Annotated in this window: 22 protein-coding genes; 16 read left to right on the forward strand and 6 right to left on the reverse strand. The window is 67.3% G+C overall.

What is annotated here, in order from left to right; translation table 11 throughout:
- The 11 genes from dnaA (at position 1) to EPAKOI_RS00055 (ending at position 13,799) form a co-directional block, all read left to right on the forward strand.
- Complete coding sequence (gene dnaA, locus EPAKOI_RS00005) at positions 1-1,749, forward strand: chromosomal replication initiator protein DnaA (RefSeq protein ID WP_423192662.1); 1,749 nt, start codon at positions 1-3, stop codon at positions 1,747-1,749.
- A 329-nt stretch (positions 1,750-2,078) separates the two neighbouring features.
- Entirely contained in the window at positions 2,079-3,194 is a 1,116-nt protein-coding gene (gene dnaN, locus EPAKOI_RS00010) for a DNA polymerase III subunit beta (protein ID WP_124682792.1), read from the forward strand.
- A gap of 184 nt (positions 3,195-3,378) precedes the next feature.
- Positions 3,379-5,904, forward strand: coding sequence for a DNA topoisomerase (ATP-hydrolyzing) subunit B (gene gyrB / locus EPAKOI_RS00015; RefSeq protein WP_124682791.1), 2,526 nt, complete (start codon positions 3,379-3,381; stop codon positions 5,902-5,904).
- A 133-nt stretch (positions 5,905-6,037) separates the two neighbouring features.
- On the forward strand, positions 6,038-6,370 hold the full coding sequence (locus EPAKOI_RS00020) for a nucleotide pyrophosphohydrolase (protein ID WP_124682790.1): 333 nt from the start codon (positions 6,038-6,040) through the stop codon (positions 6,368-6,370).
- A gap of 114 nt (positions 6,371-6,484) precedes the next feature.
- The gene (locus tag EPAKOI_RS00025; protein WP_423192663.1) at positions 6,485-7,456 is read left to right on the forward strand and encodes a DUF72 domain-containing protein; all 972 of its coding nucleotides are present in this window, start codon (positions 6,485-6,487) and stop codon (positions 7,454-7,456) included.
- A 28-nt stretch (positions 7,457-7,484) separates the two neighbouring features.
- On the forward strand, positions 7,485-8,174 hold the full coding sequence (locus tag EPAKOI_RS00030) for a DEAD/DEAH box helicase (protein WP_124682788.1): 690 nt from the start codon (positions 7,485-7,487) through the stop codon (positions 8,172-8,174).
- Between the two features lie 211 nt (positions 8,175-8,385).
- Positions 8,386-8,826, forward strand: coding sequence for a CBS domain-containing protein (locus EPAKOI_RS00035; RefSeq protein ID WP_124682787.1), 441 nt, complete (start codon positions 8,386-8,388; stop codon positions 8,824-8,826).
- Between the two features lie 254 nt (positions 8,827-9,080).
- Positions 9,081-10,643 carry an MDR family MFS transporter gene (locus tag EPAKOI_RS00040; protein ID WP_423192664.1) on the forward strand — a complete coding sequence of 521 codons (1,563 nt, stop codon included), beginning with the start codon at positions 9,081-9,083 and terminating at the stop codon, positions 10,641-10,643.
- 89 nt (positions 10,644-10,732) lie between these two features.
- Positions 10,733-11,389, forward strand: coding sequence for a glutathione peroxidase (locus tag EPAKOI_RS00045; protein WP_423192665.1), 657 nt, complete (start codon positions 10,733-10,735; stop codon positions 11,387-11,389).
- Between the two features lie 103 nt (positions 11,390-11,492).
- A complete protein-coding gene (locus EPAKOI_RS00050; RefSeq protein ID WP_423192666.1) occupies positions 11,493-12,341 on the forward strand; it encodes a fumarylacetoacetate hydrolase family protein in 849 nt (282 codons plus the stop codon).
- 210 nt (positions 12,342-12,551) lie between these two features.
- On the forward strand, positions 12,552-13,799 hold the full coding sequence (locus EPAKOI_RS00055; RefSeq protein WP_124682785.1) for a M20 aminoacylase family protein: 1,248 nt from the start codon (positions 12,552-12,554) through the stop codon (positions 13,797-13,799).
- Positions 13,800-13,834: 35 nt separating this feature from the next.
- On the opposite strand, the gene EPAKOI_RS00060 is transcribed toward EPAKOI_RS00055, so the two are convergent.
- The gene (locus tag EPAKOI_RS00060; protein ID WP_124685001.1) at positions 13,835-14,653 is read right to left on the reverse strand and encodes an AraC family transcriptional regulator; all 819 of its coding nucleotides are present in this window, start codon (positions 14,651-14,653) and stop codon (positions 13,835-13,837) included.
- Positions 14,654-14,883: 230 nt separating this feature from the next.
- Between EPAKOI_RS00060 and EPAKOI_RS00065 the strand changes: the two genes are divergently transcribed.
- The 3 genes from EPAKOI_RS00065 (at position 14,884) to EPAKOI_RS00075 (ending at position 17,574) form a co-directional block, all read left to right on the forward strand.
- The gene (locus EPAKOI_RS00065) at positions 14,884-16,098 is read left to right on the forward strand and encodes an MFS transporter (RefSeq protein WP_124682784.1); all 1,215 of its coding nucleotides are present in this window, start codon (positions 14,884-14,886) and stop codon (positions 16,096-16,098) included.
- A gap of 126 nt (positions 16,099-16,224) precedes the next feature.
- Positions 16,225-16,506: a hypothetical protein gene (locus tag EPAKOI_RS00070; protein WP_313837437.1), complete on the forward strand. Its 282-nt coding sequence runs from the start codon at positions 16,225-16,227 to the stop codon at positions 16,504-16,506.
- A gap of 84 nt (positions 16,507-16,590) precedes the next feature.
- Complete coding sequence (locus EPAKOI_RS00075) at positions 16,591-17,574, forward strand: Bug family tripartite tricarboxylate transporter substrate binding protein (protein WP_423192667.1); 984 nt, start codon at positions 16,591-16,593, stop codon at positions 17,572-17,574.
- Between the two features lie 42 nt (positions 17,575-17,616).
- On the opposite strand, the gene EPAKOI_RS00080 is transcribed toward EPAKOI_RS00075, so the two are convergent.
- Positions 17,617-18,342 carry a response regulator transcription factor gene (locus tag EPAKOI_RS00080; RefSeq protein WP_124682781.1) on the reverse strand — a complete coding sequence of 242 codons (726 nt, stop codon included), beginning with the start codon at positions 18,340-18,342 and terminating at the stop codon, positions 17,617-17,619.
- Positions 18,343-18,528: 186 nt separating this feature from the next.
- Here EPAKOI_RS00080 and EPAKOI_RS00085 point away from each other — a divergent pair, with 186 nt between their 5' ends.
- Positions 18,529-19,326 carry a response regulator transcription factor gene (locus tag EPAKOI_RS00085; RefSeq protein ID WP_124682780.1) on the forward strand — a complete coding sequence of 266 codons (798 nt, stop codon included), beginning with the start codon at positions 18,529-18,531 and terminating at the stop codon, positions 19,324-19,326.
- Positions 19,327-19,334: 8 nt separating this feature from the next.
- On the opposite strand, the gene EPAKOI_RS00090 is transcribed toward EPAKOI_RS00085, so the two are convergent.
- From EPAKOI_RS00090 to minC, 4 genes are all read right to left on the reverse strand, one after another.
- Positions 19,335-20,423: a porin gene (locus EPAKOI_RS00090; RefSeq protein ID WP_124682779.1), complete on the reverse strand. Its 1,089-nt coding sequence runs from the start codon at positions 20,421-20,423 to the stop codon at positions 19,335-19,337.
- Between the two features lie 410 nt (positions 20,424-20,833).
- The gene (gene minE / locus EPAKOI_RS00095; protein ID WP_008645119.1) at positions 20,834-21,088 is read right to left on the reverse strand and encodes a cell division topological specificity factor MinE; all 255 of its coding nucleotides are present in this window, start codon (positions 21,086-21,088) and stop codon (positions 20,834-20,836) included.
- Between the two features lie 16 nt (positions 21,089-21,104).
- Positions 21,105-21,917, reverse strand: coding sequence for a septum site-determining protein MinD (gene minD, locus EPAKOI_RS00100; RefSeq protein WP_124682777.1), 813 nt, complete (start codon positions 21,915-21,917; stop codon positions 21,105-21,107).
- 52 nt (positions 21,918-21,969) lie between these two features.
- Entirely contained in the window at positions 21,970-22,788 is an 819-nt protein-coding gene (gene minC, locus EPAKOI_RS00105; RefSeq protein ID WP_313837446.1) for a septum site-determining protein MinC, read from the reverse strand.
- Positions 22,789-23,027: 239 nt separating this feature from the next.
- Between minC and EPAKOI_RS00110 the strand changes: the two genes are divergently transcribed.
- Positions 23,028-23,999, forward strand: a complete 972-nt coding sequence (locus EPAKOI_RS00110) for a magnesium and cobalt transport protein CorA (RefSeq protein ID WP_124682775.1) — start codon at positions 23,028-23,030, stop codon at positions 23,997-23,999.
- The last annotated feature ends 320 nt before the right edge of the window (positions 24,000-24,319 follow it).

The raw sequence follows: 24,319 nt of genomic DNA on the forward strand, positions 1-24,319 counted from the left end.
ATGCAAGATTTCTGGCAGGCGGCAGCCGCGCAACTCGAGCGCGAACTGACGCCCCAACAATTCAAAACCTGGATCAAGCCGTTGGCGCCCGTCGCCTTCGACGAGGAAGCGCATGCGCTGCGGATTGCCGCGCCCAACCGCTTCAAGCTCGACTGGGTCAAGAGCCAGTTCTCGGGCCGCATCACCGCGCTCGCTTGCGAATACTGGGAAACGCAGGTTAGCGTTCACTTTGTCCTGGATCCCGCCGCGTCGGGCCGTGCGGCCACCTATACGCAGCAGGCGATGCAGCAGGGGCAGGACAACGGCATGGCCCACGCTGCAATGGGTACGGGCGCGGCGGGCTATCCGGGCGCCCCGGGCGCGGCATCGGCCGGCATGCCGGGCCAGGGCTTCGGCCCGGGTGCGTCGCAGCCGGCGCCGTCCCAGGCGGGCGGCTATCCCGGCCATGACAGCCATGCCAGTGGCGCCCAGCCCGGCTACGGCGTGCCCGGCGGGCAGGCGCCCTACCCCTCGCATCCATCGCACCACGGCGCACCGGGCGGCATGCCGCATCGCGGCGCCGCGCCCACCGGCCATCCGCTCCAGGGCGGCGCCGGCGCGCCGATGCAGGACATGGGCGACATCGACGTGGCCCAGATGGACGCCGCCGAGGCCAGCGCGCGCTCGTACCGCGTGCCGCAGCAGCAGCCCGCCGCGGCCGGCGCCCAGCCGAACGACACGGTGCACGAGCGCTCGCGCCTGAACCCGATCCTGACGTTCGACAACTTCGTGACCGGCAAGGCCAACCAGCTGGCCCGCGCCGCGGCCATCCAGGTGGCCAACAATCCCGGCAAGTCCTACAACCCGCTCTACCTCTACGGCGGCGTGGGCCTCGGCAAGACCCACCTGATCCACGCCATCGGCAATTTCATGCTGATGGAGAACCCGCGCGCGCGCATCCGCTACATCCACGCGGAGCAGTACGTGTCCGACGTGGTCAAGGCGTACCAGCGCAAGGCGTTCGACGAATTCAAGCGCTACTACCACTCGCTGGACCTGCTGCTGATCGACGACATCCAGTTCTTCTCCGGCAAGAACCGCACGCAGGAAGAGTTCTTCTACGCGTTCGAGGCGCTGATCGCCAACCGGGCGCAGGTCATCATCACCAGCGATACGTACCCGAAGGAAATCACCGGCATCGACGACCGGCTGATCTCGCGCTTCGATTCGGGCCTGACCGTGGCGATCGAGCCGCCCGAGCTGGAAATGCGCGTGGCCATCCTGATGAAGAAGGCCGCGGCCGAGAACGTGAGCGTGCCCGAGGAAGTTGCCTTCTTCGTGGCCAAGCACCTGCGCTCGAACGTCCGCGAGCTGGAAGGGGCGCTGCGCAAGATCCTGGCGTTCTCGAACTTCCACGGCAAGGACATCACGATCGAGGTCACGCGCGAGGCGCTGAAGGACCTGCTGACCGTGCAGAACCGCCAGATCTCCGTGGAAAACATCCAGAAGACCTGCGCCGATTTCTACAACATCAAGGTGGCGGACATGTATTCGAAGAAGCGGCCCGCCAATATCGCGCGGCCGCGCCAGATCGCGATGTACCTGGCCAAGGAACTGACGCAGAAGAGCCTGCCCGAGATCGGCGAGCTGTTTGGCGGCCGGGACCACACCACGGTGCTGCACGCGGTGCGCAAGATTGCCGACGAACGCGGCAAGGACGCGCAGTTGAACCACGAACTGCACGTGCTGGAACAGACGCTCAAGGGCTGACCGGCTTTTTTGGCGGCCGGCCTTGCCGGGCTGGCATACTACTGGGTGCGCGCCCGGCGGCAAACGGGCGTCTGAACAACTGTTGTATCGCGGGATTCCGGCCTCAGATAAGGCTTTGCGGTGAGTCGGGACGAGTTGGCGCCGATTGTCGGCCGGGCGTGGCATTTTGTGCACAACCCGGCGCAGCGCCGGATTCGCCCCGCTTCACCGCAGCGGCTTATCCTTGGTACAATCCGGCATTAACTCGTTGATTCCAAAGTGATTTTGGATATCGCGCGTTTTCACCCGATTCCGCGGTCGCCGACGACAAACGACGAAGGATAAATTCAATGCAATTGGTCAAAACCTCGCGAGACAATCTGCTGCGTCCGCTGCAAATCGTGAGCGGCATCGTGGAGCGCCGCCACACCCTCCCGATCCTGGCCAACCTGCTGATTCGCAAGTCCGGCTCGAACGTGTCCTTCCTCTCGACCGACATCGAGATCCAGATCACCACCCATGCCGAATGCGGCGTCGGCAGCGACGACGTGGCCACCACCGTGGCCGCGCGCAAGCTGCTGGACATCCTGCGCGCGATGCCCGACGGCGACGTGGCGCTGTCGCTGAACGACAAGCGCATGACCGTGCAATCGGGCAAGAGCCGCTTCGCGCTGCAGACGCTGGCCGCCGAGGAATTCCCGACCGTTGCCGAGGCCGCCGAGTTCAACGCGAGCGTGAGCCTGCCGCAGAAGACGTTCAAGCACCTGCTGGCGATGGTCCACTTTGCGATGGCGCAGCAGGACATCCGCTACTACCTGAACGGCATGCTGCTGGTGGTGGACGGCAAGAAGGTCATGGCCGTGGCAACCGACGGCCACCGCCTGGCCTACTGCGGCGTGGAACTGGAAAACGAGGCGGCCGGCGTCGGCTCGCGCCAGGAAGTGATCATCCCGCGCAAGACCATCCTGGAACTGCAGCGCCTGCTGGAGGACAACGACGATCCTGTGCAGGTGCAGCTTGCCGCGAACCAGATCAAGTTCACGTTCGCCAACGTGGAACTGATCAGCAAGCTCGTGGAAGGCAAGTTCCCGGACTTCCAGCGCGTGATCCCCAAGGGCTACAAGAATGCGTTCGCGATCGACCGCGTGCAGCTGCAGCAGGCGCTGCAGCGGACGGCGATCCTGACCACGGACAAGTTTAAGGGGGTGCGCTGCATCCTCGACACCCATGTGCTGAAGATCAGCTCGACCAACGCCGACCAGGAAGAGGCGCAGGAAGAGCTGGAACTCGATTATTCGGGCGATGCGCTCGATATCGGCTTTAACGTGACCTACCTGCTCGACGTGCTTGCCAACCTGAAGAGCGAGCAGGTGCAGGTCAGCCTCGGCGACTCCAATTCGAGTGCGCTGATTACCGTGCCGGAAGACGACAACTTCAAGTACGTCGTGATGCCGATGCGCATTTGATGGCCCGCACCGAGTCGCCATCCATACACAATCGGGCACACTCCGCAGCAGGGGCCGGATCCACGGGATCCGCCCCTTTTGCCGTTTTTAAGTAACCCGCAAGACGCGGACCGGCCGCACCCGCCGCCCCTGGCGCAGGTCCGGCCATGGCCGCTTTTGCAGTGAGTATCGTGAGTAGGAAAACATGACCGATCAGCAGAAACCGCAGCAGGAAAACACTTACGGCGCCTCTTCGATCCAGATCCTGGAAGGCCTGGAAGCGGTGCGCAAGCGTCCCGGCATGTACATCGGCGATACGTCGGACGGCACCGGCCTGCATCACCTGGTGTTCGAGGTGCTGGACAACTCGATCGACGAGGCGCTGGCCGGCTATTGCACCGAGATCCTGGTCACGATCCATAGCGACAACTCGATCTCGATCGTGGACAACGGCCGCGGCATCCCGCCGGCCGTGAAGTTCGACGACAAGCACGAGCCCAAGCGCAGCGCGGCGGAAATCGCCATGACCGAGCTGCACGCCGGCGGCAAGTTCAACCAGAACAGCTACAAGGTGTCCGGCGGCCTGCATGGCGTGGGCGTGTCGTGCGTGAACGCGCTGTCCAAATGGCTGCGCCTGACCGTGCGCCGCGACGGCCAGGTCAACCTGATCGAATTCGCCAAGGGCGAGGTCCAGAACCGCATCGTCGAAACCGTGACCGGCCCGGACGGCCAGCCCGTGGAAGTGTCGCCGATGAAGATCGTCGGCGCCACCGACAAGCGCGGCACCGAGGTCCACTTCCTGGCCGACGAGGAAATCTTCACGAACGTGGAGTTCCACTACGAGGTGCTGTCCAAGCGCATCCGCGAGCTGTCGTTCCTGAACAATGGCGTGCACATCAAGCTGGTGGACCAGCGCACGGGCAAGGAAGAGGATTTCGCGTTCTCGGGCGGCGTGAAGGGCTTTGTCGAATACATCAACCGCGCCAAGACCGTGCTGCACCCGACCATCTTCTACGCGAACGCCGAGAAGGACGGCATCGCCGTGGAAGTGGCCATGCAGTGGAACGACGGCTACAACGAGCAGGTGCTCTGTTTCACGAACAACATCCCGCAGCGCGACGGCGGCACCCACCTGACCGGCCTGCGCGCGGCGATGACGCGCGTGATCAACAAGTACATCGAAGAAAACGAGATCGCCAAGAAGGCCAAGGTGGAAACCAGCGGCGACGACATGCGCGAGGGCCTGGCCTGCGTGCTGTCGGTCAAGGTGCCCGAGCCGAAGTTCAGCTCGCAGACCAAGGACAAGCTGGTGTCGTCCGAGGTGCGGCTGCCCGTGGAGGAACTGGTCAGCAAGGCGCTGACGGACTTCCTGCTGGAAACGCCGAACGACGCCAAGATCATCTGCGGCAAGATCGTCGACGCCGCGCGCGCCCGCGAGGCCGCCCGCAAGGCCCGCGAGATGACGCGCCGCAAGGGCGTGATGGACGGCATGGGCCTGCCCGGCAAGCTGGCCGACTGCCAGGAAAAGGATCCGGCGCAGTCCGAGCTGTTCCTGGTGGAGGGCGACTCCGCAGGCGGGTCGGCCAAGCAGGGCCGCGACCGCAAGTTCCAGGCAATCCTGCCGCTCAAGGGCAAGATCCTGAACGTGGAGCGCGCCCGCTTCGACAAGATGCTGTCGAGCCAGGAAGTGCTGACGCTGATCACGGCGCTGGGCACCGGCATCGGCAAGGAAGACTACAACCTCGACAAGCTGCGCTACCACCGCATCATCATCATGACCGATGCGGACGTGGACGGCTCGCACATCCGCACGCTGCTGCTGACGTTCTTCTACCGCCAGATGCCCGACATCATCGAGCGCGGCTACGTCTACATCGCGCAGCCGCCGCTGTACAAGATCAAGCATGGCAAGGAAGAGCGCTACATCAAGGACGACAACGAGCTGAACGCCTACATGCTGAAGCTGGCGATGGAAAAGGCCGGCCTGGTGCGTCCGGACGGCAGCGAGATCGCCGGTGACGCGCTGGGCGAGCTGGCCCGCCAGTACCAGCTGACCGAAGGCGTGATCGGCCGGCTGTCGCGCATCGTCGACGTCGAGGCGCTGCGCGCCATCGCCGACGGCGTGGTGCTGGACCTGGACAGCGCGGCCGCCGCCGAGGCATCGGCCGTGGCGCTCAAGGCCAAGCTGGCCGAGATGCACGCCAAGACGCTGATCGGCGCCGCCGTGAACGACGACGGCACGGCCGACGTCTACGCGCAGTTCGACGAGAAAACCGACAAGCACCGCCTGATGATCGCGCGCCGCCATCACGGCAACGTGCGGCTGTCGCACCTGGACGCCGATTTCGTCCACGGCGCCGACTACGCCGCGCTGGCCCGCGCCGCCACCACGTTCCAGGGCCTGATCCCGGACGGCACCAAGGTACGCCGCGGCGAAGGCGAAAAGATGCGTGAACAGACCGTGGCGGACTTCCATCAGGCCATGCAATGGCTGCTGACCGAGGCCGAACGCGGCGTCTCGCGCCAGCGCTACAAGGGCCTGGGCGAAATGAACCCCGAGCAGCTCTTCGAAACCACGTTGGACGTGACGCAGCGCCGTCTGCTGCGGGTCCAGATCGAAGATGCCATCGCCGCCGACCAGATCTTCACGACGCTGATGGGCGACGAAGTGGAACCGCGCCGCAACTTCATCGAGTCAAACGCGCTGGTGGCGCGGAATATTGATGTTTGAGGGGGTCGCTCCCGCCTGACCCCAAATCCCGGCCCCGGCCGGGATTTTTCTTTCCAGCGCCGATTGCATCACTCTGCGGCGCCTGTGATCCATGCAAGAATCCCCACTTTCCCGCCCACCCGCCGCTGTCCCCATGCCCCTCATCGACCTGAAAAATCTCCAGCAAGCCGCGTTCGACTTTGGCGAGGCGCGTGGCTGGGGCAAGTATCACAGTCCGAAGAATCTGGCGATGGCGCTCAGTGTCGAGGTGGCGGAGCTGGTGGAGATATTCCAGTGGCAGACCGAGGAGGAATCGCGGGGTGTCATGTCGACCGACGAGCGCGCGCATGTGGAGCAGGAGCTGGCCGACATCACGATCTACCTGACGCAGCTTGTCACGGCGCTCGGGGTCGACCTCGATGCCGCCGTCCGGGCCAAGATGGCGATGAATGCGCGCAAGTACCCGGCGCCGGGCGCGGAAGGCTGACGGCGGGCTGCGCCGGCGTCACGCTCCCTCGGTTGGCCGTCCTGCTGACAGCTTCGTGCCCCAAATCCAGCTAGACTTTCCCCATTGTCTGTTCCCAGATGGGGAGATCCGGCCATGGCAGCGCGCAAGCCAGCGAAGATAGCGACAAATATCCACATCGGTATTGGTGGCTGGAATTTTGCGCCGTGGCGCGACAACTTCTATCCGGCCGGCCTGCCGCAGGCGCGCGAACTGGAATACGCGAGCCGGCACCTGACGGCCATCGAGATCAACTGCACCTATCACGGCACGCAGAAGCGGACGTCGTTCGCGAACTGGCGCGATGCCACGCCCGACGACTTTGTGTTCTCGGTGAAGGCGTCGCGTTTTGCCACGAACCGGCGCGTGCTGGCCGAGGGCGCCGATTCGATTCACCGGTTTATCGACAGCGGCATCGCCGAGTTGCGGCACAAGCTGGGCCCCGTGGTCTGGCAGTTCGCGCCGACCAAGCAGTTCGTGCCCGACGACTTCGAGGCATTCCTGACCCTGCTGCCAGATTCGGTCGAAGGCGTGACGTTGCGCCATGTGCTGGAAGTGCGTCACGACAGTTTCATGTGTGATGAATTTCTGAAGCTTGCGCGTAAGTACAAGGCCGCAACGGTCTTCACCGATTCGCCGAAGTTTCCGTCGTTTGCCGACCTGACGACCGATTTTGTCTACGCGCGGCTGCTGAACGCCGAGGCGTCCGTCGCCACGGGGTACAAGGATGCTGATCTCGACCAGTGGGCCCAGCGCGTCGGGCAGTGGGCGAAGGGTTCGGCCCCGACCGATCTTCCGCGTGTGGAAGACGCGCCCGGCGCCAGGCTCAAGCCTAAGGCGGTGTACCTCTTCTTCATCAACGGCGCCAAGGAACGGGCGCCGGCCGCCGCCGGTGCGCTGTTGGCCAGGCTGGGCTGGACGCCGACGGAAACCGTGCCCGTAAAGGTGCCGGTGTCGAAGACTGCCGAGGCGGCGGCGAAGACGGCCCCGGCCAAGAAGGCGGCCACGAAGAAACCCGCCGCCAAGAAAGCCCCGGCCAAAAAGCCCGCCAACCGGGCCGCCGCCTGACGCGCAAGCTCCTGCCAACCCGCCAGCCATGAGCGTCCGCGAGCCCCCTGCCCTCCGTGCCCGGCCCGGGCGCGAACGGTTCTCGGCGCTGCCGCTGGAGCCGATGTGGCTCGACGCGCTCGCGCAGCTTGGCCACATTGCGATGTCGCCGCTGCAGGCGGTGGCCCTGCCCCTGGCGTTGACCGGCCACGACCTCGTCGTCCAGGTCCGGCCCGGCGCGGGCAGCGTGACGATGCTGGCAGTCGCCCTGCTCCACCGGCTCGATCCGCAGCGCTTCGACGTCCAGACCGTGGTGCTCTGCCCCACGCGCGACCGTGCCGAGGCCGTCGCGCAGCGCATCCGCGACCTCGTGCGCGTGGCCGGACAGGTCAAGGTGGCCGTGCTGTCGGCCGGCACGTCGATGCGGCCACAGATCGACAGCCTGATCCATGGCGCGCATATCGTTGTCGGCACACCGGGCCGGATGCTCGACCACCTCGATGCCGCCAGCCTCGACCTGCGGGCCGTCCACACGCTGATCTTCGACGCGGCCGACACGATGCTCGACATGGGACTGGCTGACGATATCGCGTTCGTCGCCACCCGCTGTCCCAAGGGCCGTCAGACGCTGCTGTTCCACGCCAGCGCCGATGCCGACCTGCCGCCGGACCTCGCGCGGCTGGCGCGCCAGTGGCTCCGGCGGCCCCGGCTGGTGGCGCTGCCGGGCGCGCGCGCCTGAGTTGCAGGGCGGCGCGTGCTGGCGCCACGGGCGGGCGCCAGCGAACGCCGGGCGCCAAGATTCGTGAAAGTCACCCTGTGAGCCGCGCCGATCCTTTGCTAATCTGGTTAGACGCTGGCCGGCCCCGGGGGGCGCGCGGCGCGCGCAGCACCGCTGATCGAACCACGCCAGCCAGCAACTGTTTCCAAAACGGCAACAAGGAGTCGGTGACATGAAGACCGCACGGCAGGTTCTGGAAAACAAGGCAAGCCACGCTATCTACAGCATCCCGCCCTCGGCGACGGTGTACGCGGCGCTGCAGTTGATGGCCGAAAAGGGCATCGGGGCGCTGCTGGTGATGGAGCACGACAAGATCGTCGGCATCCTGAGCGAGCGCGATTACGCGCGAAAAGTGATTCTGATGCAACGTACGTCGCGCGAAACGCTGGTCAAGGAGATCATGACCACGGCCGTGATCTACGTGCGCGCCGACCAGACGACCGACGACTGCATGGCGCTGATGACCCGCCACCGCCTGCGCCACCTGCCGGTGATGGACAGCGATTCGCTGCTCGGCATGCTGTCGATCGGTGACCTCGTGAACGACATCATCAGCGAGCAGCGCTTCACCATCGAGCAACTCGAGCACTACATCACTGGCGGCGCGCGCTGACGGCGCACGCCTGTTCCCGACGTCCCACCCAGCCCTACCCAAGATCGGAAGCCGTGCCCGCCGCGCATCGTGCGTGACGGGCACGGCACCCGTACGCGGTGTGCCGCCCCAGGCGGCAGATACATCCTCAGCGCCAAATGCTGAGCATGCATATAATTATGCGGTTGCTGAATAAGGCTGCGTCGATGTCACGCGGCCGGATCGTCCGAGCCGGCGTCAGCCGGCGGGTCCGCCAGCCCCTCCCTCGTCACCGCATGTCTCCGCCCTCTTCTTCCCAGTCAGCCGCCCTGGACGCCGCCGCGCCCGTCCACGACCACGCCGCGATCATGCGCGTGATCGGCGGCATCGTGCTCTGCATCCTGCTGGCCGCGCTCGACCAGACCGTCGTGATCCCGGCCGTGCCGGCCATCGCCAACGACCTGAACGGCTTCAGCCACCTGTCGTGGATCGTCACGGCCTACCTGATCGTGTCGACGGTGACCACGCCGCTGTACGGCAAGCTGTCCGACAGTTTCGGGCGCCGCCGCCTGCTGATGCTGGCGATCACGCTGTTCATCGCCGCGTCCGTGGCCTGCGCGCTGGCGCAGAGCCTCACGCAACTGATCCTGTTCCGCGCGCTGCAGGGCGTGGGCGGCGGCGGGCTGATGTCGCTGGCGCAGGCGGCCATTGCCGATGTGGTGGCGCCCCGCCAGCGAGGCCGCTACCAGGGCTACCTGGCCACGGTATGGGCCGTTTCGTCGATTGCCGGGCCGCTGGTCGGCGGCTGGGTGTCAGACCACATGTCGTGGCGCTGGCTGTTCTGGATCAACGTGCCGCTGGGCCTGCTGGCGATGGCGATGTGCTACCGCGGGCTGGCCAATCTGCGCCCGCGCGGCGGCCGCCCGCAGGTGGACTGGCTGGGCGCCAGCCTGCTGGCGGTGGCCATCGTTGCCTTCCTGCTGGCGATGAGCTGGGCCGGCGAAGCCTTCGACTGGATCTCGCTGGAAATGGCCGGCCTGCTGCTGGTGACCGTGGTGGCCGTGGCGCTGCTGGCCTGGCAGGAACGCCGCGCGCCCGATCCGATGCTGCCGCCGCGCCTGTTTGCCAACCGGGCGTACGTGATGGGCGTGGGCGCGTCGGCGCTGGCCGCGCTGAACATCTTCCTGTGCATCTTCGCCCTGCCGCTGCATTTCCAGCTCGTGCGCGATGCCGATGCGTCGATGTCGGGCCTGCTCGTGGTGCCGTTCCTGCTGTCCACGGTGGCCGGCAACTTCGTGGTCGCCTGGCTGGCCCCCCGCCTGGGCCGCATGCGCGAGATCCTGACGGGTGGCTACGTGGCGGCGTCGGTCGGGCTGGTGTCGCTGGCGACGGTGACCGCCGCGGTGCCCACCGCGCTGGTGCTGCTGGCGATGACGATTGCCGGCATCGGGCTGGGCATGGCGATGGTCGGCACGCTGATCACGGTCCAGAACGCGCTGGAGCGCCGCGACATGGGCGCCGGCACGGGCGCCCTGCTGGTGATCCGGTCGCTGGGCAGCGCGCTCGGCGGCGCGCTTGCCGGTACGCTGCTGGCCATGGAGTTCCGCGATGCGCTGGCGCGCTCGGGCGTGACCCAGCCGCTCGACCTTGGCTCGCTGCGCCATGGCAGCGAGGCGATGGCCCACCTGTCGCCGGCCGTGCACCAGGTGCTGGCCGGCGGCGTCGAGTCCGGCTTCCACCTGATCTTTGCGGCCGGCGCCGTGGCCGCCATCGTGGCGCTCGTGATCGTCCGCCGCATGCCGGACCTGGAACTGCGCAGCAGCGTGACCGAGCACGCGGCCAAGATCCATATGGATTGAAGCACCGCGCTGCGGCCCCGCGTCATGACGCGGCAGGGCCGGAGGCGTAGACTTGCCTGCCACCTAACGGAAAATCGGAGCCTGAATCCATGTCTCGCCAATCCACCCCGGCCGCCGCAGTGAACAGGGATCGGAAGCAGCCCGCGCGCCAGCGTGCCGCGCTGCTGGGCGCCCTGGGGCTGGCCGCCGTGGCCGCGCTGCTGCCGCCGCCGGCCCGTGCCGCCGACAAGTCCGCGTCGCCGGTGGCGACGCAGGCGGCCGGTAGCTGCCCCGCCGCGTTGAACTTCCGCTTTCCGCGCCTGCAGGACGAGGCACCGCAGAACCTGTGCCAGTACGCCGGCAAGGTCGTGCTGGTCGTCAACACGGCCAGCTACTGCGGTTTCACGCCGCAGTACGAGGGGCTGGAGCAGCTTTACGCCAAGTACCGCGACCGCGGGCTGGTGGTGCTGGGCTTCCCGTCGAACGATTTCTCGCAGGAGCCCGGCTCGGCCAAGGAAATCTCCGACTTCTGCTACAACACCTACGGCGTCAAGTTTCCGATGCTGGGCAAGTCCCACGTGCGCGGCGACGAGGCCAATCCGATGTACATCATGCTGGCCAAGGAAACCGGTACCGCGCCGAAATGGAACTTCTACAAGTACCTGATCGACCGCAAGGGCCAGGTCGTCGGCAGCTACAACAGCATGGTCAAGCCCGACGACAAGCAGCTCGTGGCGAAGATCGAGGCGCTGCTGGGTACGCGCTGAACCGCCCCCTGATTACCCGCTGGGCCCGCGCCGAAACCGCGCCGGGCAACGCCGCGCGCTGGCAGACAAGCTCGCGGCGCTGACGTTTATCCGAGGAGACACCATGAAACTTGTCCGCGTAGGAAAGCCCGGCGCCGAGCGCCCGGGCCTGGTAGACCGTGACGGCCGCGTGCGCGACCTGTCTGGCGTGATCGGCAATATCGGCCCCGCCGAACTGGCGCCGGCGGCGCTGGCCAGGCTGGCCGCCATCGACCCGGCCACGCTGCCGGTGTTGGACGGCGAGCGCCACGGCGTGCCCTGGACCGGCATCGGCAAGATCATCGCCATCGGCCTGAACTACGCCGACCATGCGGCCGAGGCGGGCATGCCGCTGCCGGCCGAGCCCATCGTGTTCCTGAAGGCCAATACGTCGCTGAACGGGCCCAACGACGCGGTGATGCTGCCGTTCGAATCGCAGAAGTCGGACTGGGAGGTGGAACTGGGCGTGGTGATTGGCACGACGGCGCGCAATGTGTCGAAGGCCCAGGCGCTGGAACACGTGGCCGGCTACTGCGTGGTCAACGACGTGTCGGAACGCGAATTCCAGCTTGAGCGCGGCGGCACGTGGGACAAGGGCAAGGGCTGCGACACGTTCTGCCCGGTCGGCCCGTGGCTGGTGACGCGCGACGAGGTGCCCGACGCGCAGCAGCTGGGCATGTGGCTCGACGTCAATGGCGAGCGCATGCAGAAGGGCAGCACGGCCACGATGGTGTTCGACGTGGCCACCATCGTCAGCTATGTCAGCCGCTTCATGACGCTGGAACCCGGCGACCTGATCGCCACCGGCACGCCGCCCGGCGTGGGCATGGGCTTCAAGCCGCCGCGCTACCTGAAGGCCGGTGATGTCATGCGCCTGGGCATCGAGGGCCTGGGCGAGCAGTCGCAGGCCGTGGTGGCCTACGGCGAACGCTAGATTCTGCGATGTGAAAAATGCGGGGCCCCACGGGGTTCCCCGCTGAAACATAGTCTTGCAAAGCGTCGCGTTTGCAAACAAAGCGTACGATTAGGGCAACGGTTTTGGGCCCATATGGGGCGCTTTCGCACGAAATACGCATTCGGGGTTTTCCCTCTGGAGCCTGCGTGAAATACTGTTCATACATGTCTGCCAGATAAGAGCAATGCCATGTCTGAACACGCCCCCGAAATCGAATCGATACTGAAGACCGTATCGGTCAGCCTCGCCAAGGACGCCCCCACGCGCTCCTACTGCACCGTTCACGACACGCTCGACTCGCGTGACGAACTGCAGGACATCCGCCGCAGCATCCACCAGCATCCCGAACTTGCGTTCAACGAAGTCCGTACCGCCGAGCTTGTCGCCAGCAAGCTGGAAGGGTGGGGCTTCACGGTGACGCGCGGGGTGGGCGGCACCGGCGTGGTGGCGACCCTGCGGTCCGGCAGCGGCAAACGCAGTGTCGGCATCCGCGCCGACATGGACGCGCTGCCGATCCACGAACGCTCCGGCCTGCCGTACGCCAGCGTCAACGAAGGCAAGATGCACGCCTGCGGCCACGACGGCCACACCGCGGTGCTGCTGGGCGCGGCGCGCCAGCTGGCCCGCACGCGGCATTTCAACGGCACGGTCCACCTGATCTTCCAGCCGGCCGAGGAAATCGGCGCCGGTGGCGGCGCCGAGCGGATGCTGGCCGACGGCCTGTTCGAACGCTTTCCGTGCGACGCCATCTTCGGCCTGCATAACCATCCGGGTGTCGAAGCCGGTACCTTCATGTTCCGCAGCGGCCCGTTCATGGCCGCCTGCGACACCGTCGCCATCACGATCAAGGGCAAGGGCGGCCATGCCGCGCGGCCGCACCAGTCGATCGACCCGATCCTCGTGGCCGGCAGCCTGGTGATGGCGCTGCAGTCCATCGTGGCGCGCAACGTGGACCCCAACGAGACGGCCGTGGTCACCATCGGCACGCTGCACGCGGGCCATGCCCCGAACGTGATTCCGGACAGCGCGCGCATGGAAGTGAGCGTGCGATCGTTCAGCGCCGAGGTGCGGGCGTCGATGGAGGCGCGCATCCGCCAACTGGTGACGTCGCACGCCGAAGGGTACGGCGCCACGGCCGAGATCGACTACGTGCGTGGCTATCCGGTGCTGGTCAACAGCGAGGCCGAGACCGAGTTCGCCCGGCAGGTGGCCGAGGAACTGGTGGGCCCCGAGCGCGCCATCGGCAATTTCCACCGCATCGCCGGCAGCGAGGACTTTGCGTACTTCCTGCAGCAGCGGCCCGGCTGCTTCGTGCGGATGGGCAACGGCGCCAACCAGCCGTTGCTGCACAACGCAGGCTACGACTTCAACGACGACAACCTGACCGTCGGCGCCGCGTACTGGACGCGCCTGGTCGAGCGGTACCTGGCCGACTGAGCGCTGTCTTAGCCGACCGAGCCGACCCGGCCGGCCTAGCGGAAGAAAGCGCTCGGCGGCACGCCAAACTGCCGCCGGAACATTGTCGCAAACGCGCTGGGGCTGTCGTAGCCCATCTCCAGCGCCACATCCAGCACCTTGTCGCCGGCCGCCAGCCGTTCCAGCGCGGCCAGCAGCCGCGCCTGCTGGCGCCACTGGCCGAAGGTCATCCCCGTTTCCCTGGCAAAGCGCCGCTGGATCGTCTTCGGGTCCACGCCCAGCCGCGCGCCCCAGTCGGCCAGCGTCAGCGCGCTGTCCGGGGTGTCGACGATCTGGTCGCAGATGCTGCGCAGGGCGGCGTCGGCCGGGCGGGGCAGGTGCAGCGGCAGCGTGGGCACCAGCTTCACCTCGTCCAGCAGCAGCCGCATCAGCCGGCCGTCGCGCGAGTCGGCGTCGTAGTGCGGCGGAATGTCGATGGCGGCCAGGATCAGCTCGCGCAGCAGCGGCGAGATGCCAAGCACGGTGCAGCCGGTGGGCAGGTCCGGCGCCGCATCGGGTCGGATATAGGCCGTGCGCATCTGCACGCGGCCGACCATGCGGATCCAGTGCACGGTGCCGCCGGGCATCCACATGCCGCGCGTGGGCGGCACGGTCCACTGGCCTTCGGCCGTGGAGACGACCATCACGCCATGCATCGCATGGATCAGCTGGGCGTGGGGATGCTGGTGCGGCTTGGTGACGTGGCCGGGCACGTAGTCGGCCGCCATGGCCGTGACCGGCATCGGGCTGCGGTCGTAGCGCAGGTACGCGGGATGGTCGGCGTAGGTGTCGGCGCGGCCCGCCATGGCGGGGTCGGTCGGGGCGTCGGCGGGCAGGGGTTTGCTGCCGGGCGGGTCGTGATCCACCCACGGCACCGTCGGGCGGCCGGCCGCGCGGCCGGGAGGAGGGCGCTGGGCACCGGGCATGTCCTTTTCTCCAAGGTTGCGGCCTCATTCTCGCAGGACAGGCGCCGATTTGCCAATTAGCATCACCAAACGTCCAGAAGGCCGTACGAGCCCGCCGGGACGGAATTCCGAAGAGCCCTCGGCCAATGCGCCCCCCGACCATGAGCACAACCGTCCAATCCGCCACCCCGGCGCAACGCGAGGAAGGCACGCGCTTCCGCGTGCTGTACGCGATCAGCTTCGCGCACTTCCTCAACGACATGATCCAGTCGCTGATCCTGGCCATCTATCCGATGCTCAAGGGCGGCTTCAACCTCAGCTTCACGCAGATCGGCCTGCTGACGCTGACGTACCAGATCACCGCCTCGCTGCTGCAGCCCATCGTCGGCCTGTACACGGACAAGCATCCGAAACCCCATTCGCTGGCCATCGGCATGGGCTTCACGCTGGCCGGGCTGCTGCTGCTGTCAGTGGCGCCCACCTATGGCGTGCTGCTGGTGGCCGCCGCGCTGGTCGGGACGGGATCGTCGATCTTTCATCCGGAATCGTCGCGCGTGGCGCGGCTGGCGTCCGGCGGTCAGCACGGGCTGGCGCAGTCGATCTTCCAGGTGGGCGGCAACGGCGGCAGCGCCATGGGGCCGCTGCTGGCAGCGTGGATCGTCCATACGCAGGGCAGCGTGGCGTGGTTCTCGCTGGCCGCGCTGCTGGCCATCGCCGTGCTGTGGCAGATTGGCGGCTGGTACGGCCGGCACCTGGCCGAGCGCGCCGCCAGGAAGAAGACGGCCGGCGTGGCGGCGAGCCGCCTGCCCACGTCCACGGTGGTGCGCGCCATCACGGTGCTGCTGCTGCTGATCTTCTCCAAGTACTTCTACATGGCCAGCCTGAACACGTACTACACGTTCTACCTGATGGAGAAGTTCGGGCTCCAGCGCCAGACCTCGCAGGTCTACCTGTTCCTGTTCCTGTTCGCGGTGGCGGCCGGCACCATCCTGGGCGGCCCGATTGGCGACCGCATCGGCCGCAAGCGCGTGATCTGGGCGTCGATCCTGGGCGTGGCGCCGTTCACGCTGATGCTGCCGCACGCCAACCTGTTCTGGACGGCCGTGCTGACCGTGATCATCGGCTTCATCCTGGCGTCGGCGTTCTCGGCCATCCTGGTCTTTGCGCAGGAGCTGATCCCGGGCAAGGTGGGCATGGTCTCCGGCCTGTTCTTCGGCTTTGCGTTCGGCATGGGCGGCATCGGTGCCGCGGTGCTGGGCAAGCTGGCCGACGTGCACGGTATCGAGGCCGTCTACCAGTTCTGCGCCTTCCTGCCGCTGCTGGGCCTGCTGGCGGTATTCCTGCCAGACCTGCGGGAGCGGGCCAAGGCGGCCTGACGGGGCAGCGCCGACGGCTGGCTTCCCTCCGCCCGCATCGCGGGGGGAGGGGAGAAACCAGCGCGGAAACCACAGCGGCGGCCACGGCGCATACCCTGGCATCGGTTTTGCGGCATCATCTCGGTCATGAAGTCCGCCGTGCCCCCGTCCTCCGCCGCCACACCCCCCGTGCCCGCCCGTCGCGCCTGCGCCCACTGCCTGGCCCTGGCCGACGATCCGCGCCGGCGCGAGCCGCATGCGTGCCTGGCGCTGCGCAACACGGCGCCGCTGGTCAGCCAGAGCGCGGCCGGGGTGCCGTTCAGCATGATGGCGTTCACCTGCCGCGAGTGCGGCACCGCGTGGCGGCTCTACGACCGCGCCAACGAGCTGTTCGTCTCCTGGGTGCCCGAGCATCCGCTGGTGCGATAGCCGCGCGCGGCGGCCGGCCGCAGAGGCCGATCGGCTAAGATAGCGCGCGTCTCTCCCCCGTTCATCCCCATTCGAAGCCCGACCATGGCCGATTTCCGCCTCCTGCCGCTGCGCGCCGCCTGCGTGGCCGTCGCACTGATTTCCACCGCCCCCGCGTTCGCCGCCGACAACTACCCGAGCCGGCCGATCCGCATGATCGTGGCCTATCCCACGGGCGGCATCAGCGATGCCGTGGCACGCGCGTTGGGCGAGAAGCTGTCGGCCCAGATGGGCACCTCGGTCGTGGTGGAGAACAAGGTCGGCGCCGGCGGCAGCATCGGCATCGACGCCGTGGCCAAGGCCGCGCCGGACGGCTACACGCTCGGCTTCGCGTCGACCAGCCCGCTCACGCTCAACCCCCACGTCGGCCACGTCAACTACGACCCCCAGCGCGATGTGGCGCCCGTGATGAGCGTCATGTATTCGCCGGTGCTGGTGGTGGCCACGTCCAGCTTCACGGGCAAGACGTTCCAGGACCTGATCGCCCAGTCGAAGGCCAAGCCGGGCTCGGTACGCTGGGCCACGTCGGGCCTGGGCACGGTCGGCCACGTGATGCTGGAGCAGATTCGCGCCAAGTCGCAGGCCGACATCACGCTGATTCCGTACAAGGGCGCCGGCCAGCAGCTCAACGACGCGCTGGGCGGCCAGTTCGAGGCCATGAGCACCAACGCCAGCCCGATGCTGACCCAGCACATGCAGGCCGGCCGGCTGCGCGCCATCGCCGTGGGCGCGCCCAAGCGGCTGGACAGCCTGCCCAACGTGCCGACGTTCGACGAACTCGGCTACCCGAAGGCCAACCTGACGTCGACGTTCGGCGTCTTCGCGCCCGGCAAGACGCCGGCCGCTATCGTCGACCGGCTCAACGCCGAGCTGAACAAGGCGCTGGCCGAGCCCGAGGTGCGCGACCGCCTGATGCGCGGCGGCGAAGTGCCCACCGGCGGCTCGGCCAGGCAGTTCGCCGCGGCCATCCGCGCCGAATCGCAGGAAAACGCCCGCATCGTCAAGGAAGCCGGCATCAAGGCCGACTGACCCCCTGACCGACCGCCCGCCCGCCCGCATGGCCGGCGTGGCTCAGGCCACGTCCAGCCGGCTGCCCAACCGGTAGACCGTGCGCAGCATCACCCCGTTGAACGGCCAGAGCGACAGCTTGGTGCGCACGCGCGACAGGTGGCTGTCGATGGTGCGCGCCTGCTCGCGCATCGGCGCGCCGTGCCAGACCTTGTCGATCATCGTGCGGCGCGAGATCAGCGTGCCGATGTTCCGGAATAGTAAAAGCGCCAATGCATACTCCTTGGGCGACAGCGTCACCGGCGCGCCCTTGACCCACACCTGCCGCTCGGGCACTGAGAAGCGGTATTCGCCGCAGATGATCTGGTCCGGCACGTTGTCCAGCGCGGCGGCGGCCGGTGCCGGCACGGGCCGCATCGGCGCGGCGGCCGCGCGACGGGCCAGCGCCTCGATGCGGGCCAGCAGCTCGCCGTCGCGCACCGGCTGCGGCACGTAGGCGTCGGCGCCGGCCATCAGGCAGCGCGCGATGTCGGCCTCGGCGTCGCTGGCGCCCAGCATCATCACCGGCAGGCCATGTCCGAGCGTGCGTCGGACCCAGTCCAGCAACGCCTCGGCATCGACGTCGGCCACGTCGCGGTCCAGCAGCAGCATGTCGAACGGTTGGCGGCGGATGGCGGACACCAGCGGCGGCGCGCCGCGAAAGCGCGTCAGGTAGTGCCCGCCCCGCTCCAGGGCGCGCTGCAGCACCAGGATGCGGGCCGGATTGTCTTCAAGCGCGGCGATCTTCACGGTCGTTCCTTCCGTTCCTTGCTCAGTCTTCGGGTGCGGCCCATGGTAGGCCGCGCCCCGTTGCGGACGAAGTAAACATTTGTGGCGGATCTAATTTTGAGCATCGTCTTATAGGGTTTGTGCGCGTCTCGGCATCTAATGAGCGCTGGACACATTACCTGCGCGCCCGGCACGGCGCGACGATGCATGACAAGAACAGGACTCAGGGTCGCCTCGCTGGAGAGCGACGCCGCGCAGGCGGCCATGATCCGCGCCGTTGTCACCGGCGCCGGGCACGAATGCGTGACCTTTGCCGATGGCCGGCGGATGCTGCTGACGTTGCGCAAGGTGGCCTTCGACCTGCTGCTGCTGGAATGGGACGCGCCGCACGTGAGCGGGCTGGAGGTCCACAACTGGGCGCGCGCCCACCTGGACCCGCGCCTGCCCGTGATGTTCGTGGCCCGGCGCAACGGCGAGGCCGAGATCGCGGCGGCGCTGGCGGCCGGCGCGGACGACTACATGGCCAAGCCGATCCGCGCCGTGGAGCTGTCCGCCCGCATCCACGCGCTGCTGCGGCGGGTCTACCCGGACACGCGCCAGCGCGACGACGACCGGCTGGGCTGGGGCCGCTACACGTTCGACCTCGTCACGCGCCAGACCGCTCGCAACGGCGTGACGGTGCCGCTGACGCCCAAGGAATTCGACCTTGCGCTGCTGATGTTCCGCAACGCCAACCGGGTGGTGCCGCGCGAGCACATGGTGACGGCGGTCTGGGGCCGCGAGTTCTCGCCGATGTCGCGCACCATCGACACCCACATCTCGCGCGTGCGCAACAAGCTCGGCCTGTGGGACGAGAACGGCGTGCGCGTGGTGCCGGTCTACACCCACGGCTACCGGCTGGAACTGCTGGAGGACCAGCGGCCCGCCGCCGGCATTCCGGCCGCGCCGGCGCCCGCGCCAAGAAAAAAAGGCACCCGAAGGTGCCTTTCCCCAAACAGCCGATGAAGCGGCGATCAGAAGATGTGGCGGATACCTGCGGCCACGCCCATCTGGGTGCCGTTGCCCGGCAGTTCGGTCGCCACGCCCTTGGTCAGCTTGTTGTAGTCGACCGTGCCGTAGACCTGGGTGCGCTTGGACAGCGAGTACTCGGCCAGCAGCACGCCGGTGTAGCGGTTGCCGTCGTTGCCGCTGACGCCGTTCTTGTTCTCGACGCGATCGGCATAGAACACGCCGGTCACGGCCAGGGCCGGGGTGACGTTGTACGTCACGCCCACGTAGCCCAGCGTGTCCTTGCGCGGGTTGCTGGCAGCGCCGGCGGCGATGGCCGTGCGGGCAGCCGGGGTCGACACGATGGCAGCCTGGTTCAGGAAGCTGTTGTCGATCACGCCGGTGCTGTCGCGGCCACCAACGTAGCCCAGGAACAGCTTGGCCGGGCCGATGCCGTACTTGCCGGCCACGCCCCACATCTGCTGCTTGTTGCTGTTGATGTCCTTGATTTCCTGGTACACGGCGCCGATGCCGAACGGTCCGATGTCGTACGCGGCACGGGTGCCCCAGTACTGGTTCTTCGTCTGGCTGCCCGGCTGCTCGCCGAAGCCGTAGCTGGCGCCGACGTTCAGGCCCGCGAACGAACCCGAGTAGCTGACGACGTTGTTCTGACGGAACTGCGTCAGGAAGAACGGCCAGGCGTTGGCGGTGTAGTTGCCGATGGTCAGCGGGTCGAAGTCGCCGAACAGGTTGAAGCCCTCGGTGTACTGGCGGCCCAGCTTGATGGCGCCGAAGTCACCGGCCAGGCCGACGTATGCCTGACGGTTGAAGATCTGGCCCGACGAGTTCATCGTGCCGTTGTCCAGGCTGTAGCCGCCTTCCAGCTGGAAGATGGCCTTCAGGTTGTTGCCCAGGGCCTCCGAACCCTTCAGGCCCCAACGGCTTTGCGTCACGGCGCCGTCCGTCATCTGAACCTGGCTGTTGCCGGCGGCGTTGGCGTGGTTGGTCCAGCGGACGCTGACGTCGGCAATCCCGTACAGCGTGACCGACGTCTGGGCGAAGGCGCTGCCGCAGCACAGCGAGCCAATGGCGAGGGTCAGTAGCGATTTCTTCATGGTGCTCCTTTTCTGTCTTGTGGTTGGATCGCCCCGGATCACGGCGCGTCCAGCTTTGTGGATAACGTTTGCACTAAACGCCGCGAAAATTTAACAAAACGCGGATAGTTCCGACATAAATCCGAAGCCGAGGCAGGCTTCGAGAAGACATTTGGTGCAAATTCGTTGGTTTGCCGCTACACAATGCCTGAGGGCTGACGAAATGGTGCATGGCAGCACGCGCCACGGCGGTGCATCGGCGGGAACAGGCCAGAAGAGGGCGGGGATGGCGGCGTACGCCGGCACGCGTGGCAACCGCCACGCGGGGCGGTTGCTGCGGTGCAAAAACCCCAACGAACGTGGGGCAGGGTTATCCCTCGAACGGGATCAGGGAACGGTCATCGGCGCGCGATGACCGGGGCACGGCAGGCTCAGGCCTGCGGAATCTCGATCTTGACCTCGAGCACTTCCAGGTTGTCCTGGCGCTCCAGGCTCACGCGCAGATCCTGGTCGCTGATCTTCACGTATTTCGAAATGACGGCCACCAGCTCGCGCTGCAGGGCCGGCAGATAGTCGGCCGGCGCCGAATGGCCGGACCGCTCGTGGGCGAGAATGATCTGCAGCCGCTCCTTGGCGACCGACGCGGACTTCTTCTTCTCCCCCAGCAGGAAGGACAGGATCGACATGTGGATGAGCCCTCCGTTACTTGTTGCCGAAGATGCGCGAGAACAGTCCCGGCTTCTGGTAGTCCGTGAAGCGCAGCGGCTTGTCCTTGCCCAGGAAGCGGTCCACCACGTCGCCGTAGGCGTCGGCCACGTCGGTGCCGTCGAGGTGGATGGCCGGCGTGCCCTGGTTCGACGCATGCAGCACGGCTTCCGATTCCGGCACCACGCCAATCAGCTTGATGCGCAGGATTTCCTGGATGTCGGTCAGCGACAGCATCTCGCCGCCGTGCACCCGCTTGGGGTTATAGCGCGTGATGAGCAGATGTTCCTTGATCGGATCGCCCTCGCTGGCGCGCTTGGTCTTCGACGCCAGGATGCCGAGGATGCGGTCGGAGTCGCGCACCGACGACACTTCGGGGTTGGTCACGATCAGCGCCTCGTCGGCAAAGTACATGGCCATCAGCGCGCCGGTCTCGATGCCGGCCGGCGAATCGCAGACGATGTACTCGAAATCCATGGCCTTCAGGTCGTTGATGACCTTTTCCACGCCGTCGCGGGTCAGCGCTTCCTTGTCGCGCGTCTGCGAGGCCGGCAGGATGAACAGGTTCTCGCACTTCTTGTCCTTGATCAGCGCCTGGTTCAGGTTGGCTTCGCCCTGCACCACGTTGATCAGGTCGTACACCACGCGGCGCTCGCAGCCCATGATCAGGTCGAGGTTGCGCAGGCCGACGTCGAAGTCGATCACGGCCGTCTTGTGGCCGCGCAGGGCCAGGCCGGCCGCGAAGCTCGCGCTGGTGGTGGTCTTGCCAACGCCCCCCTTGCCGGAGGTCACTACGATGATTTTTGCCATGGCTCTTGGGTCCGGTATGTGTGGATCTGGTTCGTTCTGACAGGCGCGGCGGTCATTTCATCCGCAGCGGTTCGAGAATCAGCTTCTCGTCGGCCAGGCGCACCTGGGCCGACTTGCCGAGCACGTCGGGCGGGAGCGTCTGCTCCGCGGTCCGGTAGATGCCGGCGATGGAAATCAGCTCGGGCTCCAGGCACGTGCAGAAGATGCGCGCGTCCGGGTTGCCCTTGACCCCGGCCAGCGCGCGGCCGCGCAGCGGGGCATAGATATGGATGTTGCCCTCGGCGATGACCTCGGCGCCGTAGCTCACCAGGTCCAGGATCACCACGTCGCCCTGCGCGTAGACCTGCTGGCCCGAGCGCAGCGGCTTGTCGATCAGCAGGGTGGGGATGGCGCGCGGCGTGGCGGCCGCGGCGTTGGCGGCGGCCATGATCTCGGCAATCTCGGACGCCGCGCCATTGACCGGCGTGCTGCCGCTGGCCGGGGCGCCATCGGCCGGGGCCTCGCTGGCAGCGGCGGCGTCTGGCTGGGCCGCTGGTTCCTCGCGGCCGCCGCGCCGGCTCTGGCTGTCCAGCAGCGGCAGGCCGAAGCCGCCGGCCCAGGCGCGCTGGTCGGCGCGGGCCACCACGCCGATGGCGCGGGCGTTCAGCGTGGCCAGCGTGTCGATCACGCGGTCCAGCGCCAGCGCGCCGTCGCCGTCCAGCCGGCGCAGGTCCAGCGCCACCACATCGTCGGAGAAGAAGTCAGGGGTCGATTCGAAGCGGGAGAGAAGATCGTCCCGCAGCGCGTCCATGTCCGCGGTCTGCAGTGCGAGAAGGAGGGCGTCGACATTGCCACTGCGCAGCTCGAAACGTGGCGATTTCTTCTGGGACATAGCCGGGTGACCGTGGAAATGGGACATTCTAACGTCGGATTTCGGGGGAACTGTAACAAATGTTGGTTCGCCGGCCGGGGGTGGACGATGCGGACCATATGCCCGCGCCGGGTGCGCCGCGCGGGCCGCGCACCGGTCCGCCGGCGGCCGCGCCGGGCGCATCGGGCTGTCAGCGCAACGCCTATCGCGCACCCGGCGCGCGCTTGCTAGCATGGCGCATCTTTTGAAGCGGAGCACCCATGGGCGCCATCGTCAACTGCGCGGCCTATCGCCAGGGCAAGAAGCTGGGCAAGGTCGATTTCGCGGACATCGGCCCGGTGCTGGCCGAGCCCGGCACCTTTGTCTGGCTGGGCCTGCACGAGCCGGACCTGGCGCTGCTGCGCCGCGTGCAGCAGTCGTTCGGGCTGCACGACCTGGCCGTCGAGGACGCGCTGGACGCCCACCAGCGGCCCAAGCTCGAAACCTACGGCGATTCGGTCTTCGTGGTGCTGAACACCGCCCAGCTCGTGGGCGAGGAAGTGGTGGTCGGCGAGACCCACCTGTTCGTCGGCCCGAACTACGTGGTGTCGGTGCGGCACGGGGCCAGCTCCACCTACGCGCCGGTGCGCGAGCGCTGCGAGCAGGACCCGCAGGGCCTGGCCAACGGCCCCGGCTACGTGCTCTATGCGCTGATGGACTTCGTGGTGGACCACTATCTGCCCATCGTCACCCGGCTGGAAGACGCCTTCGAGCAGCTGGAGCAGGGCATCTTCCGCGACGAATTCGACCGCGAGGCCATCCAGCGGCTCTACCACGTCAAGCACCAGGTCCTGCGCCTGCGCAACGCCGTCTACCCGGTGGAGGACATGTGCGGCCAGCTGATCCGCCTGCACGAGGACCTGGTACCCAAGGAACTGCGCGCCTACTTCCGCGACATCGAGGACCACTGCAGCCGCATCGTCCGCTCGCTGGACGTGGTGCGCGAGATGCTGACCACGGCCGTGCAGGTCAACCTGGCGCTGGTGACCGTGGGGCAGAACGAGGTGGTCAAGCGCCTGGCCGGCTGGGGCGCCATCCTGGCCATTCCCACCGTCGTGTTTTCGTTGTACGGGATGAACTTCGACTTCATGCCCGAGCTCAAGTGGCACTACGCCTACCCGGTGGTCATCGGCGTCACCGCCACGGCCTGCGGGCTGCTGTGGAGCAAGCTGAGGCGGGCGGGGTGGTTGTAGGGTGGGCCGCGGGTTACTGTAGGGTGGGTCGCGGGTGGTTGTAGTGCGGGCCTCTGGTTGGTTGTTGTGCCGGCGTGAACCTGGGCCGCTGGTTTGCTCCCCTCTCCCGCGCGCGGGAGAGGGGCCGGGGGTGAGGGCCAGCGGTCCAAAACTGCCACTGTCGCATCTTGAGCCGCCGGCCCTCACCCCCAACCCCCTCTCCCGCAGGCGGGAGAGGGGAGCAACCCGGCGGCAGGCGGATGCCCCCCAGCCCCCAACCACCAGCCCCCAACCACCAGCCCCCAACCACCAGCCCCCAACCACCAGCCCCCCAACCACCA

This window comes from Cupriavidus sp. H18C2 (assembly GCF_049393795.1).
GTDB lineage: Bacteria > Pseudomonadota > Gammaproteobacteria > Burkholderiales > Burkholderiaceae > Cupriavidus > Cupriavidus pauculus_C.

Bases quoted from the DNA above. Each gene is read 5' to 3' on its own strand.
- dnaA (WP_423192662.1), top strand. From the start codon at position 1: ATGCAAGATTTCTGGCAGGCGGCAGCCGCGCAACTCGAGCGCGAACTG.
- dnaN (WP_124682792.1), top strand. From the start codon at position 2,079: ATGCAATTGGTCAAAACCTCGCGAGACAATCTGCTGCGTCCGCTGCAA.
- gyrB (WP_124682791.1), top strand. From the start codon at position 3,379: ATGACCGATCAGCAGAAACCGCAGCAGGAAAACACTTACGGCGCCTCT.
- EPAKOI_RS00020 (WP_124682790.1), top strand. From the start codon at position 6,038: ATGCCCCTCATCGACCTGAAAAATCTCCAGCAAGCCGCGTTCGACTTT.
- EPAKOI_RS00025 (WP_423192663.1), top strand. From the start codon at position 6,485: ATGGCAGCGCGCAAGCCAGCGAAGATAGCGACAAATATCCACATCGGT.
- EPAKOI_RS00030 (WP_124682788.1), top strand. From the start codon at position 7,485: ATGAGCGTCCGCGAGCCCCCTGCCCTCCGTGCCCGGCCCGGGCGCGAA.
- EPAKOI_RS00035 (WP_124682787.1), top strand. From the start codon at position 8,386: ATGAAGACCGCACGGCAGGTTCTGGAAAACAAGGCAAGCCACGCTATC.
- EPAKOI_RS00040 (WP_423192664.1), top strand. From the start codon at position 9,081: ATGTCTCCGCCCTCTTCTTCCCAGTCAGCCGCCCTGGACGCCGCCGCG.
- EPAKOI_RS00045 (WP_423192665.1), top strand. From the start codon at position 10,733: ATGTCTCGCCAATCCACCCCGGCCGCCGCAGTGAACAGGGATCGGAAG.
- EPAKOI_RS00050 (WP_423192666.1), top strand. From the start codon at position 11,493: ATGAAACTTGTCCGCGTAGGAAAGCCCGGCGCCGAGCGCCCGGGCCTG.
- EPAKOI_RS00055 (WP_124682785.1), top strand. From the start codon at position 12,552: ATGTCTGAACACGCCCCCGAAATCGAATCGATACTGAAGACCGTATCG.
- EPAKOI_RS00065 (WP_124682784.1), top strand. From the start codon at position 14,884: ATGAGCACAACCGTCCAATCCGCCACCCCGGCGCAACGCGAGGAAGGC.
- EPAKOI_RS00070 (WP_313837437.1), top strand. From the start codon at position 16,225: ATGAAGTCCGCCGTGCCCCCGTCCTCCGCCGCCACACCCCCCGTGCCC.
- EPAKOI_RS00075 (WP_423192667.1), top strand. From the start codon at position 16,591: ATGGCCGATTTCCGCCTCCTGCCGCTGCGCGCCGCCTGCGTGGCCGTC.
- EPAKOI_RS00085 (WP_124682780.1), top strand. From the start codon at position 18,529: ATGACAAGAACAGGACTCAGGGTCGCCTCGCTGGAGAGCGACGCCGCG.
- EPAKOI_RS00090 (WP_124682779.1), bottom strand. From the start codon at position 20,423: ATGAAGAAATCGCTACTGACCCTCGCCATTGGCTCGCTGTGCTGCGGC.
- minE (WP_008645119.1), bottom strand. From the start codon at position 21,088: ATGTCGATCCTGTCCTTCCTGCTGGGGGAGAAGAAGAAGTCCGCGTCG.
- minD (WP_124682777.1), bottom strand. From the start codon at position 21,917: ATGGCAAAAATCATCGTAGTGACCTCCGGCAAGGGGGGCGTTGGCAAG.
- minC (WP_313837446.1), bottom strand. From the start codon at position 22,788: ATGTCCCAGAAGAAATCGCCACGTTTCGAGCTGCGCAGTGGCAATGTC.
- EPAKOI_RS00110 (WP_124682775.1), top strand. From the start codon at position 23,028: ATGGGCGCCATCGTCAACTGCGCGGCCTATCGCCAGGGCAAGAAGCTG.